Genomic DNA, 13,993 nt, shown 5'->3' on the forward strand with positions numbered 1-13,993 from the left:
GGGGGGGCGGGCGTGCCGACCAGGGCCACGCGGAGCCGTTCGCGGGCCAGCAGCAGGGCCAGGGTGCGGCCCACGACGCCAGCGCCACGGATACATACATCAAAGGTTTGGGCCATGCCGGGCATTGTAGGAGCCGGCCAAGGCGGCACGGGCGGGCACAATCCTGCTTTCACCGATGGGTTTCGCGCCCGCGCCCCTGGAGCTTTTTTCCCGTGACTTTCCGCCCTGACCACGACCTTGCCGGCACCATCGCGCGCCTGTTCGTCCACCCCGTCAAATCCTGCGCCGGCATCGAAGTGCGCCAGGCGCTGCTCACCGACACCGGGCTGGACCTGGACCGCGCCTGGATGGTCGTGGACGCGGCCGGCCACTTCCTCACCCAGCGCACGCTGCCGCGCATGGCCCTGGTCCGGCCCCAGCTCAAGGTGCATGAGATGGTGCTGCGCGCCCCCAGCATGCTGGCGCTGCACGTGGCGATCGACCAGGTGGAAGGCCCGGCCACGGTGCGGCTGTGGGACGATACCGTGCCCGCCTGGGACATGGGCCCGCTGGCCGCCCAATGGTTCACCGACTTCCTGGGCCAGCCCTGCCGCATGGTGCGCTTCGACCCCGAGCACCGCCGGCTGTCCAGCCCCAAGTGGACCGACGGCCTGGAGGTGCCCAACCTCTTTTCCGACGGGTTTCCGCTGCTGCTGGCCAGCCAGGCGTCGCTGGACGGGCTGAACGAGCGGCTGCGGGCCGCCGGCCACGCGGCCGTGGGCATGGAGCGCTTTCGCCCCAACATCGTGGTCGATGGACTGCACGCGCACGACGAGGACCGCATCGACCGGCTCTACATCGGCACCGGGGAGGGCGAGGAAGTGCACCTGCAGCCCACCAAGCCCTGCGCGCGCTGCCCCATCCCGGACATCGACCCGGCCACCGCCGCCAGCAGCCCCGAGGTGAGCGACATGATGCGCACCTACCGCCACGACCGCCGGCTGGGCGGTGCCGTCACCTTCGGCATGAACGCCATCGTGCGCGAAGGCGCGGGCCGCATGCTGCGCGTGGGCCAGCCCGTCGCGGCCGATCTGCGCTTCGACTGAATCGCCCGCTCGCAAAGGGCCGGGATCGGCGTGGCCGCCAGGGCCCCGGGCCCACCCCGTAAAATCGCGGGTTTGTCTCCCGAACACCTGAAAGCCCTGCCATGAGCCTGAAATGCGGCATCGTGGGCCTGCCCAATGTGGGCAAGTCCACCCTCTTCAACGCGCTGACCAAGGCCGGCATCGCCGCCGAGAACTATCCGTTCTGCACCATCGAGCCCAACACGGGCGTGGTGGAAGTGCCCGATCCCCGCCTGCAGCAACTCGCCGGCATCATCACGCCCGAGCGCATCGTGCCGGCCATCGTCGAGTTCGTGGACATCGCGGGCCTCGTGGCTGGCGCCAGCCAGGGCGAAGGCCTGGGCAACCAGTTCCTCGCGCACATCCGCGAGACCGACGCCATCGTGAACGTGGTGCGCTGCTTCGAGGACGACAACGTCATCCACGTGGCCGGCCGCGTGGACCCGATCTCCGACATCGAAGTCATCCAGACCGAACTGTGCCTGGCCGACCTCGCCACGGTGGAAAAGGCGCTCAACCGCTACAGCAAGGCCGCCAAGTCGGGCAACGACAAGGAAGCCGCCAAGCTGGTGTCCCTGCTCACGCCCATCCAGGCCGCGCTCGACCAGGGCAAGCCCGCGCGCACCGTGCCCTTGAGCAAGGAAGACGCGCCGCTGCTCAAGCCCTTCTGCCTCATCACCGCCAAGCCCGCCATGTTCGTGGGCAACGTGAGCGAAGACGGCTTCGAGAACAACCCGCTGCTGGAGCGCCTCAAGGAATACGCCGCCGCCCAGAACGCGCCCGTCGTGGCCATCTGCGCCAAGATGGAAGCGGAAATGTCCGAAATGAGCGACGAGGACCGCGACATGTTCCTGGCCGAGATGGGCCAGGCCGAACCGGGCCTGAACCGCCTGATCCGCGCCGGCTTCAACCTGCTGGGCCTGCAGACCTACTTCACGGCCGGCGTGAAGGAAGTGCGCGCCTGGACCATCCACGTGGGCGACACCGCCCCGCAGGCCGCCGGCGTGATCCACGGCGACTTCGAGCGCGGCTTCATCCGTGCGCAGACGATCGCCTTCGAGGACTTCATCGCCTTCAAGGGCGAACAGGGCGCCAAGGACGCGGGCAAGATGCGCGCGGAAGGCAAGGAATACGTCGTCAAGGATGGCGACGTGATGAACTTCCTGTTCAACGTTTAAACCGGCACGCGTCGGTTTTTCAAGCTTGGCCGACGTTTGCGGGCGTCGGCCAGCGCTCGGAAAAATGCAGGCCTGTCTAGTGGCGCTCTCGATTCCTTGATTTCAACAAGACCGAAATAGCGCTTCTTGGACAGAGCTTTGCCGCAGATGCATATTGCAGTGGTGGAGTTCGGCCAGTCCGTTGCCCTGAACGCTCGCGATGAGCGTCTCGCATCAGACATCTATCGGCCGGCATGCTCTCTTTCGGCTGAACGGCAGTTCAGGCCAATTTCGGACTTTTACCCAATCCCCCATTGGCAGGCAGTTTTAGACCCCAAGCGATTGGTTCCCATTGGCGTGGTGTGGCGTGAAAACACGGTCTGCGACTTTGGGTGGGATGGCGAATGATGTGCTGTGCAACTGCAGCTTGAAGGGCGAGAAAAATATGCTGTTAACCGATATAGCCGTCGAGCACACCCTGGTATCCAAAAATGGGGTTCGTCAGACTTTCTTGCTCCATCCGTTTACCGATACACAGCGAGATTCGCTGGGTAAATTCGAGATCGTTCGTGACGTCAGTCGGCCAGGATTCAAAGACGTCAAACGTTCGACCTTCGTCACGTTTCAACAATTAGCGGAGTTGTATGCGAAAGGTGCACTCGAGGAATTCGGGTTTTCCGTTCGCATGTGTCCCGGTCAGGGCACGTACCCCGCCAAGAATCCAGCAAAAAAGATACTGCCAACCAGCATCAAGCCAGGCTCACCGTTCGACCTGGCTGTTCAAAAAGTGGATGTTTCAAAACCTGCTAATCGCGAATTGAGAACCGCCTTGCTTCGCACCGACGTCCAAATTCAAGGGTGACGCCGCTGATCGATATGGAGTACCTGTGAATCCATCCGTTGCCCATGCTGAACTCATCGCCACTTTCAAGCGGGCCGAGGCAGATGCCACTCACAAGTTCGGATTGATCAAAGCTGCTGCGGCTAAGGGCCCCAAGGCGGTCCAAGCCGCCTCTGAAACCGCTGCAAAGGCAGCAAAACGCAGGGACTCGTATGCAAAAAAGCTGGGCAATCTAGGGGTGAGCCTCAAGGATTGAGCGCGGCCAAGCCTGCAGCGTGATATGGGGAGAGATGCATGAGCCGCTTTAGGCTGAACAGAGCCATTCGATAGATGTGACCCAAGCGGCGACGGCGTTCTTCACCGGTCATTCTGTGGGTAGAAGGTCGTATGACCGGTGTACCCCCAAGACCTGTCACTTGATGCTCGATACAGGTGGGCAGACCATGATCGACGGTTCTGATAAGGACGGTGCAGGAGCTCCCGACCCGATGCTGCCGTTTGTACCGCCAAGGCGCATCCCCGATTGCAGCCGTTGGCTGACCTTTGGGCCAATCATCTCGCTGGCGCGAAGCCAGGTGCCTTAGGTAATGGACACAGGACTAAACCGCTCTTGCGGTAGCTGCGCCGCCCTCACTACCCGTTGTAATCGAACTCACAGCGGGCCAGAACCTCGGTGGGCTCGTAGCTCCCATATCTTCCGCATGAGCGACCGGCCTCCGAGATGAGGTGCAAGTGCTTTCGAGCGCGCGAGGCCAGGACGTACAGCAGCTTGCTGGCTGCAACATCACCGTCGGAATCGCTGAAGTGGGGCACCATGCCCTGGAGAAGACCGAATGCGATGACTACGTCAAACTCCGCGCCCTTGACCCCGTGAATCGTCGACACGGTGATCCCAGTCCGTTCACGGAACACCTTCTTGAAGAACGACAGATCGGTGATGTAGCCGGCGCCGGAGTTCAGCAGCCTCTCCAGCCGTGCCTGGGAACTCGCAAAGAATGCCTCGCGATGCTCCACCAGCGCGGGGAAAGCACGCAGCTCGATCCCCAGGCGATCGAGCAACGCGACGAACGCTTGGTCCAGATACGCCAAGCCGTCTGTTTCGGTAATGGCGAGGGAGTTGGACTCCCGCAGCAGCGATCGCTGCGTGATCCTGGACGTGTCGACGCCGAAGTCTCGCAGGTCGGCAATGACGTCCCTGGCCCATCTCATGCGTCGCACCAGCATTTGGGGCGACGACTCCGTCAGCAAGATCTTGGAGAGCTTGAACCAAAAGTTGTCGGGATCATTGCTGAACGGCACCAAGCCCGGACCGTCGAACTGCTGGTCGGGGAGCAGTGCCACCAGTTTTCGGGTGGTTGACGCCAGCAAGATCCACCAAGGCGCCAACACGCAAATCTCTTCGGGTGCATGCCCTTCGGCTAAGCTCTTTTGAATGAGCCTGACCAGTTCATCATGAAGGTCGTCGTGCGCAACGAGTCGGTTGTAGGAGATGTGGCTGGGAAAGCCGACCATCTTGCCCGCACCCTCGATGTCGGTAGCATGCACATTGAAGTTGGAGAAGTGCCCGATGATCCGCGCGCTTGAGCGGTAGTTCAATCGCAGCGCCATCTCCCGAATGGGGATGCTCGTGAGTGCGCGAAAATCCGACACCGAAATGGCATAACCGCCAAGCGAGCCATAGATCGCCTGGTTGGGATCGCCCACGATGAACGTCTTGGTGCTGCCAGCGCCCGCCCGAAGGATGGCCCCCACTAGGTTGTACTGGATCTGCTTCGTATCCTGGTACTCATCGACGAGGACATAGGAAAAGACTTGCGATAGCAGCGCCGCGATTTGCGGCTGATTCCGGATCAGCACCTGGGAGTACCAGAGGATCAACTCGAAATCGATGCGTCTCATGTCCGCCAGTTCTCGAAAGTAGGCTGCCAGGACCTGATGGATGCTGTCGTGCTTTCGCGTGTCGGCGCATCCCAGCCGGTAACCATCCTCTTCGAAGTAATAGTCGCAGTCCCACAAGGTCACGCCGCGGTACGGTGCGCACAGTCGCTCGAGCATCTTTTCGCGGTCGTGCCGGTCCAAGACCGTGTACCCACGAGCCAGCTCCGGGACATAGATTCCGTAGGGCTTGATGATCCATTCGAGACAGAACGAGTGAATGGTTCCGATCCACAAGGCGGAGGTGTCGACGCCAAGGGCTTCGATTCGCTCCTGGATCTCGTCAGCGGCCCGGTGGGTGTAGGTGATGGCCACGACGATACGCTTGTCCGTGCGCTGGGACAGCTCATACGCGATCTTGTAGGTCAGTGTGCGCGTTTTTCCGCTGCCCGGGCAGGCGACCAGGAAAACGCTCGATGGCTCTTCGACTGCGACCGCTTGCTCGGGATTGAGCTCTGTAGCATCCCAGACAAACATCAGGTCATCCCGGCCAGGAAGGCATGGACCACGTCTCCCGGCAACGCCGTTGCGGCCGCCGCGCGAAGTGCAGGCAGATCGATCTTCCGGTCATGGAACTGCTCAAGTTCCAAGGCAAACGCGTTTAGACGAGCATGCGAGGCGACATCAATGCGCCACAGGCATCTCATCCGGTGGTGGAGAATTCGAATGATCAGCGGGCGCGAGAACGCTCCATGCGCGAACAGCACCGCCTCTCGGATGTAGGGCGGCACCACGACTTGGTGATCCAGAGTTTGGGCAAGCAAGACCGCGAACCATCCCTTGCCTTCCTGCTCAGCCATCGTCAGGGTGCGGAAGCCACTCTGATGAAGGAGGCCCGACCGAAGCTCGGTCGTTGCCTGCGCGATCGTCGCTGGCGCCTTGTAGACCTTGTCGACGCTGCGCACGATCGCTTCGTGGTTGCCCGCCCCTACAAAATCCACCTCGAAGGTATGCGTGGCGTAGAAGCTCCGCACCCAGCCGTTGCCCACGCCAAATGTGTCCAAGTCGATCTTCCGCTGCGCCCCGGCCGTTTGTGAGCCGATCGCTTTGCGCTTCCTGGCAGCCCAGGCGTCGCCGTCCGCCGGGTTCGGCGTGGTGTCGAAGAAGATCGTGTCCAGGTCCGTGACGATTGCGCACCGCTTGCGGATCCGGATGTCGTGGAACAGGACCGCGACGTTCTTGAACCCGGTGCTTCGAATGTTGATGACGCTAAGTCCCAACTCGTCCACGCTCAGGCCCAAGACCTGCTTCACAAGCGCAGGGATCAAGATCTCTTCCGCGTCCCCCTCCACCAGGATCACGCTCTTGGCGAACAGCAGGTTGCTCCGCACTGCGCCCAGGTATCTCTGGATGCTCGTCACCTGAGCTGGATCCAGTCCGGTCGCCGGCTGGTAGGCCTCACAGAACGCGCCGCGTCGACCCAGGATGTTGACGTTGCTCACATTGCTCACCTCGGAGATGTGCGTGGAGTGCGTCGTGTAGATGACTTGTGCATCCTCGTAAGCAATGCGATCGAACAGCGTCTTCTGGATATGGGTGTGGATATGCGCTTCGGGCTCTTCGATGAGCAAGAAGTTCGCAATCGCCATTTTCTCTCGCTGGTACTTGAACTCCAGCAGTTTGAGGGTTAGGTAGATCAGGTTCGCGCCGCCAAGGCTAAGCTCGTTGATCGTCCCTTCATACCCGTCCTCCGATTCCCCGACGAACAGACGCAGCGACTGAAACAGCTGCTCCGCCTCCTCAGGCAGGTCCGACCGGATCGACAGCGACGTCGGGGAGTAGGTTTCGCCGGCAGTGTCTTTGATGGTCTCGCGGATGTGCCTGCGAACCGCCTGCACGTCTCCGAGCCCTTCGATGGCGCCATTCAGATCTCTTACCTTGTCCATGATGGGGAGCAGGGCCGCCGCGTCGATCTCGCCGCTCTTGCTTTTGAGTAGGGTGAGCAGCGGATTGGTGCGGTTGTTGTGAAACTCGGCCACGACGTCGCGAAGCGCCTGGATGAAGGTGAGTGACACTTCCTTGGTGACGGACAGAAATCCTGGCACCTTGGCCCCAATCTCAGGGAACTCGGTTTCGTCAGAGAATGAACAAAAGTCGAAGTTTCCGACGATCCGTTGATAAGTGGCCGGATCACCAAAATCAGCGCTGCTTCGGCCGGTGAAGATGGTCTCGTAGTCGTCGATGGTGATGCCATCCCGAATTGCCTTCAACTCCGCATAGTCAAAGTCGTCGAGGGCCGCTAGCTTCAGCCGGATCTCCTTCTTGGGACGGAAGAACAGGTTGTAGGTGGCCTTGAAAATCGGTCCAGCGTGGACTTCGGCTGTGCCGTGCAAGAACAGCGCCTGAACCGCCTCATCGGGGCTGAGGTCCTCGAACTCCATGCTGATGATGATCCAGTGGCCCTGCCATTGATCCAGCGCACGGCTGAAATCGGACTCTTCCAGTCGATAAGCTGCGCGAACCATGTTGTCGTCCAGCAGCAGCCGGATGGCGCGGAGGATATTGGACTTGCCCGCGCCGTTCTCCCCGATGATGGTGTTGACGCCGCGCTGAAACGTCAGACTGGTGTTCTTGAAGTTCCGGTGGTTGACCAGCTTGAGTTTGGATATGTGCATGGCTTTGACCTTCTTGCTCGCTGGGATGCCAGTGTCTATTTGTAAACTATCGTAGCGTGGCAGCGATGGCGAGAGCGCCGTACAGGCAGCCGACTGCCGCACACCCGCAAGGAGCGAGGTCGTCCACACCAGCGCGCCCTGCCTGGACGGGGGTCACTTGTGCCAGCCGTTGCCTGCGGAGAGCGGCAATGCTGCTGGACCAGCGGCACATGAACTGGCGACACGTGGGTGCGCCGCGTACTTGGCAGACATTTAGTGCGTTGCGCCCGCAGCTAGCCGAGATTGCTGCCGCGACAACAGCGATGGCTTACCGTAGGTGTCCCGCGCGACGAAGTGTCTGTAAGCAGACGCCCAGGAAGGCCGCTACTGGCTGACAGTGTGAGTACGAGGAGCCGCAGCGAAGCTGGCCTTCTACGCATCGCACTTCTGGCCAACTTCCCGCTTGTGGGGTAGCCTGGCAACACCCGTTCTCGGCCATGACAAGCCATACCGTTGACCTGACCGTATATCCGCCGCTGAAAGCGCCTCTCTGGGAAGTCAAAGTGCGCCGAGAGGCCTCCCCCAGGCCGTGATACCTCCACATGGAGCAAACCATCAGTGCGTTAGCGTCCCCGACCATGCTTGATCAATAGGTTTCATCTCTCACACGTCCCAATGAGCAGATCCATCTCGCTTAGACGGCGGCTTACCTTCTTGCGCCTTATCTACCAGCCGCACCAAGTCTTTCCTGACCGAGATGGCATCGCCCTGCGCTTCGGCGCTGTTCGCATCCACCGCGATTCGCCGAATCGCAGCGACAGCCGGCAAAGACTCGCGCACAAGTCGTCCTGCAAGCTCCTCGGAACGTGTCGGCCACGTATTGACATGCAGCGTCATGGGCAGATCTGGAATCGGCGTAGGGTCCCAGATCACTCTCCGATGCATAAGGCGATCGTCGACGAACCATCGGATCTGGTCAGGCGCCCACTCAATTGCGTAGGTGTGGAACGCCTCAGAGGCGTCGAACCCGAGCTGGATGGCAAACGGCGTCCCCCGGTAACCGTAGTCAAACTTTGCACCATCGCAGCCTGGGTTGAAGAAGACATTGGTCAGCATCTGGTCTGGACGGTTACCCGTGATCTCCACATCGATCTCCTGGCGCGGAAGATCTCGGTGGAGGAAGAAGCCCGAGACCAAGCCAGGAACGTTGGTCGCTCGCAGAGTTGCCTCAAAACGTCCATATAGGAACCGGCCTCGGCTGGAAACAGCGCCCGCGCTTAGATCACGAACACCAAGCGACGCATTTGCGACCACCAGCTCTAAACCGCCATAAGGCCGAACGCGCACGTTGCCAGGTCTGAAGAGTGCGAGGTTCCCGGGGAACGTATCGTCGCGCGGCAGCCAACGAAACGCGTCAAGTTCGCTCAAGTGGTCGTCAAACCGGGCTCGTGATGCCACCGACCTCGGCCCCGGCTCGCGTAGCTCCACGTCGATACCATGCCAATGGCGCGATGGAGGGGCAACCCATGGCGAAGCATCGTGTTCCAGCCGCTTGCCTCTTGCCAGTCTTTCACTTGCGGCCGCAGGAGGGCTAAGACGACGAACCCCTCGCTCCGCAGCGCACGGATAGCTAGCGCTTGGTGGCGGCATGCGCAGGTACTCACACAGCACCGTCCAGCCCTCTGGAGCGGCACGCTGGTGCAAGATGCCCTCAGGGGGCAGTGGCAAGTTCTCGGGGATCTCGCCGACGATGATGAACTTCGCTCCGGGATACCTCTCCTTGAGCTGCGCGATGTGGGGCTCAAGTGCCGCGACATTGACGTAGGCATCAAAAACGCGTCCACGCTGACCTCGAAGCAAGCGGCCTCGCTCCACAGGCGGGAGGTCGTCCAAGTCGCTGCAGCAGCGATAGCCCAGCATCGACAAGGCCATAGCCAGCGAGGATAGGCCCGCGTTCCGAGAGCCGAAGGCGAACACCGGTGTTTCTGTCGGACGCTGATGGAACGTACCAGGCGTTGCATCGGAAAGAATCCCGATCTGGCTTAGGACGGGGAGAATCGAGTAGGAGTTCGTGGACAGCAAATCGACGCGCTGAGGGATGACAGAGCGGCGCAGCGCACGCACGTCTATCACTGGGAACTGCTGATTGATCCAAAGGTCGACCGGTCCGCGGCACGGCATACGTGCAAGGAGCCGCTGGGCGCCGCGCTTGGACAGCACATACCCCGAGAGATACCAAAGCCCGCGCTCCGGTCGAAAGACGCTGCGCGAGAGCGCAATCTTGGGAGCACCGTGCTTCACCTCTTTGAAGGACAGGTAGAGCACGTCAAAGTCAGGATCGGTCCCATCACGACCCCGCATCTCCTCCCACGCTGTGTCGACAAGGCTGCCAAAGCCTTGTTCGAACCAAACGTCATCCTCCAGCACCAGCGCGTATGGCGCCTCAGAACTGGCAATCCTCTTCCAGATATCAATGTGCGATTGGGCCACTGCAATTTCTGCATTGCTCATTCGGATCGGGTGAGTCAGATCAAACGTGTTCGGTAGCACTTGCGGGTACGGGTCGACGGACAGTTGATCCGCAAGCGTGTAGTAAGGCTCGACATCGACACCAGCAAACGTCGCGGCCGGGAGGGCCCGCGCATCGCAGGCTGCGTGCCGGATGAGTCGCTTTGACAATGGTTGCCCCGTGCAATCCACGATCCGATCCAGTTCCCGGGCAACAGCCACCAGCCGCTGTGGCTGCCGATCAAGATTGATCACATAGATGTCGCTGATCCTGCTCGGGTAGCCACCGCCCACGGGGCCGAATGCGACGGCCTTCTGGTTCGGCAACAGTACGCGCAAGCGAAAAAACATGGCGTGCAACAGGTGGCGGATACCTCTCAGTGGCTCGAAAAGGTTCATGGCGCCCCCTCCCCATCAAAGGCGAAGCGCTTCCCATTGGATATTCGCCAGTTTCTCCCGTCGGCACGATAGCCCAGAGGCCACTTGGCAATGCCGATCGAGTCCCAGTTGCGCAGTATGGTCACCCGGTGCTCATCAGGGCATCGCGCGCCCAGCTCGAAGATGATGCGCGACAGGATGCCCGGGCCGGTAGTCGATTGGATCTCCGGCAGCTCACCCTCAGCTGCGACGTTCAAGCGCAGGGTTGCACTCTCAAGTGCTCGGCTGACGATTGGGTCTCCCTCGAAAGCGATCAATGGGTTGTTGTTGACGTAGAAAATCCAACCTTCCCGGTTGCTCCCGCTTGCAGGAAGACCTCGCTCTGAACCATCGAGTCCGATGCGATGTCGTAGCAAAGTGGCTGAACCTTAACCCCGCTTCCCACGAATAGCTCCGAGATGTCCTTGGAAATGCACACGTCGTCAGCATCAACATACATTCCGCCATTGATGCCGAGATAGCACAACCGGAAGTAGTCGGCCTGCATCGCGGGGTGGTAGCAGCGCATGAACGCCCGCAGATAGTCTTTTCCCAGCGATTGTTCGATGAAGCGAGCCGCGCTGCGCGCATCGAAGACACGGTACTCGAATCCGCTTGATCCCCACCTCGACCAAGAATCCATACACTCCTGTACGTCAGCCGGCAGCGCCTGCAGGTCATGCCAGTACTGCACGATTCGCCGGGGAATGGATGGTCCCTGATTCGCCGGGGCCATGGATGGTGGTGATGCCTGAACAAGCCGTCGAATGAAGTCTGATCGTTGCAGGTGATGGCCGGGGCTGTCATCTTCTAGGTGCATGGGTGCGCTTGTCAGTGGATCGTCTGACAAGAGTTGTAACAGCAGGTGGGGCTCGTTCGAGTGAAAATTCCGCGCGATCAGATCCAGTGGTGTCGTTGAGACATGCGCGCGCCATGGTGCTGCAACGGAGTGGTGTCAAAAAGCAGTCGTTCGTCTGGCACAAGACGGGGCTTTTTAGGTTCGATGACGGCAGTGCCTCGCACACCAGTCACTCAACCGGCTGCCCATTTCGTGACACAACTTCTGCTTTGTGACCATCAGCGTGAAGACGGACGCCGCTGGCGATGGGCAGCAACCGCTGCATAGTCGACCTTCAAGTTGACTTGACAAGTGCACGCTCTGGGTCGATTACAGCGCCCGTCTGTTCGTCGGTGCTCACCTTGATCCGATGGATTTCCATTGCCCGTCTGGGGACATCAAGCGTCAGAGCAGAGAGACGACTACCCATCGAATCCTGTTCATGTCTGCGCGTCCTGACCGGCGCCCGCAGGCTGCCTTGCGCAACCCACGGGCGCCCCCGGTCAGCGGGGCCGGAACGCGTAAACGTCAGGGTTCCAAACCTGCCCGCCCTCATCGTTCTGGCACGAGAACCCAAAGCCTGAGAACACATACATCACCCCGCCCACCGCGGCCGCATTGGTGCGTTTGATCGCCGGGAAAGCGTCGCCGCCCGGGGTCAGCAGGCGCCATGTGCGGTCGTGCAGGTTGAAGCGCCACAGTTCGGACGTGGCGTTCTGCGGGAATGCGGCGCCGCAGCCGGAACTGCCCCCCGGCAGGTCGCCTCCGGCCATCAGCAGCGCGTGGCCGATCTGCACGGTCGATCCCTGGTGGCGGGGCGCATCGACGTTTTTGTCGGCTTCGGCGGGCGTGATGTTCTGCCACTGGTGGGTGGCGAGGTCGAAGCGCCAGGTGTCGTTCAACGAGACGAAGCCGTCGCTGTTGCTGAATTGCCCGCCGTACAGCGTCAACTGCCCGTCCCATGCGCGCCCGGCCACCGCGGCCTCATGGCGCGAGGTCGGCGAGTTCGCGTCGCCATTGGCGATGATCTGGGTCCACAGGTTGGTGCGCAGGTCGAAGGCCCACAGGTCGTTCAGGGTGTGGAAGTCGGTCTGGATGCCGCCGAACACATAGACCTTCTCGCCATCCACCCACATGGCGGGGCGCGATCGGGCCGAAGGCCCCGGATTGCCGGGCTGCAACTGCGTCCAGCGGTTCAGCAGGGCGCTGTAGGCCCACAGGTCGTCGAAGAACGTGAGCGAAGAGAGGTCGGCGCTGTAGTTGGCGCCGCCGAACACCAGCATCCAGTGCCGCGCCGGCACGGCGGCACTCGCGGCGAAGGCCCGGGCCGGCGGCTTGGCGCCGGAGGGCGACAGCGGCGTCCATCGGGCCAGGCGGGGGTCGAAGCGGTACAGGTCGTCGTAGAACGTGTTCTCGCCGCTGGCGAAGTCGTCCTTGACCCCGCCGAACAGGTAGATGGACCCGAGGACCGGCGCCACGGCGGGCGTCGAGCGCACGGACGGCCCCTCGCCCGTGGTGACCAGCCGGGTCCAGCGGCCGTCTGCTGCTGATGGTTCTGCTGCTGCGCTCCCATGCGCCTGCGCCCCGGGGGCGACCAACGCCAGGGCCATTCCCAGGCCCCACAGAAATCGTTTCATGAAATTCCTCCGTTGTATTGATTGAATGAACCCGGTCGTCCGGACTTCTCCGCGAACGACCGCGCGCAGTCTATCTTTCCGCTGTTCGGAATATTGGATCGGTCACCACTGGATGCATCTGTAACCTGTGCAGGCTGTCCAAGGGCTTGCGCGCTGCAGCCAGCGGCGCTGGCATCGTGGTGCGGCGGTCCCCCTTGGGCGGCTTCGGGTGTTCTTCGAGTCCTACAGAGGGCCTGCGTGGCTTGGGCGACAGTCAGCGGGTGCGGCACCAAGCCCGCTGGGACTCCTGGCGCTTCGCGTGTCGATGGGTTGGTTTCACACAAGCGCGATCATCGGCGGAACGAAGAAGGATGCAGAGTTGGATAAACGCATGGCACCGAAGACCATCCTGCACCGCGTGCGGCAAATCGCCTGGTCCGTGCCGGGGTTGCCCGTCATCGCCCTGGCGGTCCGCAACTACATCCTCCACCAGAGCGCCAACCAGGCTGGGAGCATGGCGTTCTCGTCGGTGCTGGCGATGTTCCCGCTGCTGATCCTGTTGTCGGCCACGGCGGCCTATGTGGGCGAGCCGGGGGACGCGGCGGCCCTGGCCCAGCGCGTGCTGGAATACGCGCCGCCGGTGGTGCGCGACGCGATGCAGCCGGTGATCCAGCAGGTGCTGGCGCAGCGCAACCAGGCGCTGCTGGCGATCGGCTTTCTGGTCACGCTGTGGACGGCGTCGTCGGGCATGCAGGCGGTGCGCACGGCGCTCAACCGCTCGTACGGCATCGAGCGCGGCCTGCCGTTCTGGAAGGCGCGCATCAAGGTGACGGTGTTCACGGTGGTGGTGGGCGGCGGCATCTTCGCAGCGTTCAGCTCGGTGATCGTCATGCCCTACGTGTGGCAGCTGCTGGAGCGCAACGTGGGCGTGGGCCAGGAGACGCCCTGGCTGCGCAACAGCGTGCGCTACGGCTCGGCGTTTTT

Annotated in this window: 11 protein-coding genes and 1 pseudogene; 5 read left to right on the top strand and 7 right to left on the bottom strand. The window is 61.8% G+C overall.

The window, feature by feature from the left end:
* Window positions 1-116 (bottom strand): annotated as a pseudogene (locus AC27IQ_RS11610) (FAD-dependent monooxygenase); the annotation flags it as partial.
* 96 nt (window positions 117-212) lie between these two features.
* Here AC27IQ_RS11610 and AC27IQ_RS11615 point away from each other — a divergent pair.
* From AC27IQ_RS11615 to AC27IQ_RS11630, 4 genes are all read left to right on the top strand, one after another.
* Window positions 213-1,085 carry an MOSC domain-containing protein gene (locus AC27IQ_RS11615; protein WP_487089563.1) on the top strand — a complete coding sequence of 291 codons (873 nt, stop codon included), beginning with the start codon at window positions 213-215 and terminating at the stop codon, window positions 1,083-1,085.
* A gap of 101 nt (window positions 1,086-1,186) precedes the next feature.
* Window positions 1,187-2,281 (top strand): redox-regulated ATPase YchF, encoded by a 1,095-nt coding sequence (gene ychF / locus AC27IQ_RS11620; RefSeq protein ID WP_272567328.1) that lies wholly within the window; start codon window positions 1,187-1,189, stop codon window positions 2,279-2,281.
* 424 nt (window positions 2,282-2,705) lie between these two features.
* A complete protein-coding gene (locus tag AC27IQ_RS11625) occupies window positions 2,706-3,122 on the top strand; it encodes a hypothetical protein (protein ID WP_284426652.1) in 417 nt (138 codons plus the stop codon).
* Between the two features lie 25 nt (window positions 3,123-3,147).
* A complete protein-coding gene (locus AC27IQ_RS11630; protein ID WP_487089564.1) occupies window positions 3,148-3,357 on the top strand; it encodes a hypothetical protein in 210 nt (69 codons plus the stop codon).
* 377 nt (window positions 3,358-3,734) lie between these two features.
* Here AC27IQ_RS11630 and AC27IQ_RS11635 read toward each other — a convergent pair whose 3' ends face one another.
* From AC27IQ_RS11635 to AC27IQ_RS11660, 6 genes are all read right to left on the bottom strand, one after another.
* Window positions 3,735-5,513, bottom strand: coding sequence for a UvrD-helicase domain-containing protein (locus AC27IQ_RS11635; RefSeq protein WP_487089565.1), 1,779 nt, complete (start codon window positions 5,511-5,513; stop codon window positions 3,735-3,737).
* Window positions 5,513-7,651, bottom strand: coding sequence for an AAA family ATPase (locus AC27IQ_RS11640; RefSeq protein WP_487089566.1), 2,139 nt, complete (start codon window positions 7,649-7,651; stop codon window positions 5,513-5,515). Before AC27IQ_RS11640 ends, AC27IQ_RS11635 begins: the two co-directional genes overlap by 1 nt.
* 642 nt (window positions 7,652-8,293) lie before the next feature.
* Entirely contained in the window at window positions 8,294-10,537 is a 2,244-nt protein-coding gene (locus AC27IQ_RS11645) for a family 16 glycosylhydrolase (protein ID WP_487089567.1), read from the bottom strand.
* On the bottom strand, window positions 10,534-10,833 hold the full coding sequence (locus AC27IQ_RS11650) for a hypothetical protein (protein ID WP_487089568.1): 300 nt from the start codon (window positions 10,831-10,833) through the stop codon (window positions 10,534-10,536). Before AC27IQ_RS11650 ends, AC27IQ_RS11645 begins: the two co-directional genes overlap by 4 nt.
* On the bottom strand, window positions 10,830-11,375 hold the full coding sequence (locus AC27IQ_RS11655) for a glycosyltransferase family 32 protein (protein ID WP_487089569.1): 546 nt from the start codon (window positions 11,373-11,375) through the stop codon (window positions 10,830-10,832). The genes AC27IQ_RS11650 and AC27IQ_RS11655 overlap by 4 nt, the downstream gene beginning before the upstream one ends.
* Window positions 11,376-11,896: 521 nt before the next feature.
* Window positions 11,897-13,030, bottom strand: a complete 1,134-nt coding sequence (locus tag AC27IQ_RS11660; protein ID WP_487089570.1) for a Kelch repeat-containing protein — start codon at window positions 13,028-13,030, stop codon at window positions 11,897-11,899.
* A gap of 370 nt (window positions 13,031-13,400) precedes the next feature.
* Between AC27IQ_RS11660 and AC27IQ_RS11665 the strand changes: the two genes are divergently transcribed.
* Window positions 13,401-13,993: YihY/virulence factor BrkB family protein (locus AC27IQ_RS11665; RefSeq protein WP_487089571.1), on the top strand; the 593-nt coding region annotated here is incomplete at its 3' end.

Source organism: Acidovorax sp. KPB24-07, from assembly GCF_057543315.1.

Excerpts from the sequence above, each read along its gene's own strand:
- AC27IQ_RS11625 (WP_284426652.1), top strand. The coding sequence starts at position 2,706 with ATGCTGTTAACCGATATAGCCGTCGAGCACACCCTGGTATCCAAAAAT.
- ychF (WP_272567328.1), top strand. The coding sequence starts at position 1,187 with ATGAGCCTGAAATGCGGCATCGTGGGCCTGCCCAATGTGGGCAAGTCC.
- AC27IQ_RS11640 (WP_487089566.1), bottom strand. The coding sequence starts at position 7,651 with ATGCACATATCCAAACTCAAGCTGGTCAACCACCGGAACTTCAAGAAC.
- AC27IQ_RS11660 (WP_487089570.1), bottom strand. The coding sequence starts at position 13,030 with ATGAAACGATTTCTGTGGGGCCTGGGAATGGCCCTGGCGTTGGTCGCC.
- AC27IQ_RS11655 (WP_487089569.1), bottom strand. The coding sequence starts at position 11,375 with ATGCACCTAGAAGATGACAGCCCCGGCCATCACCTGCAACGATCAGAC.
- AC27IQ_RS11635 (WP_487089565.1), bottom strand. The coding sequence starts at position 5,513 with ATGTTTGTCTGGGATGCTACAGAGCTCAATCCCGAGCAAGCGGTCGCA.
- AC27IQ_RS11645 (WP_487089567.1), bottom strand. The coding sequence starts at position 10,537 with ATGAACCTTTTCGAGCCACTGAGAGGTATCCGCCACCTGTTGCACGCC.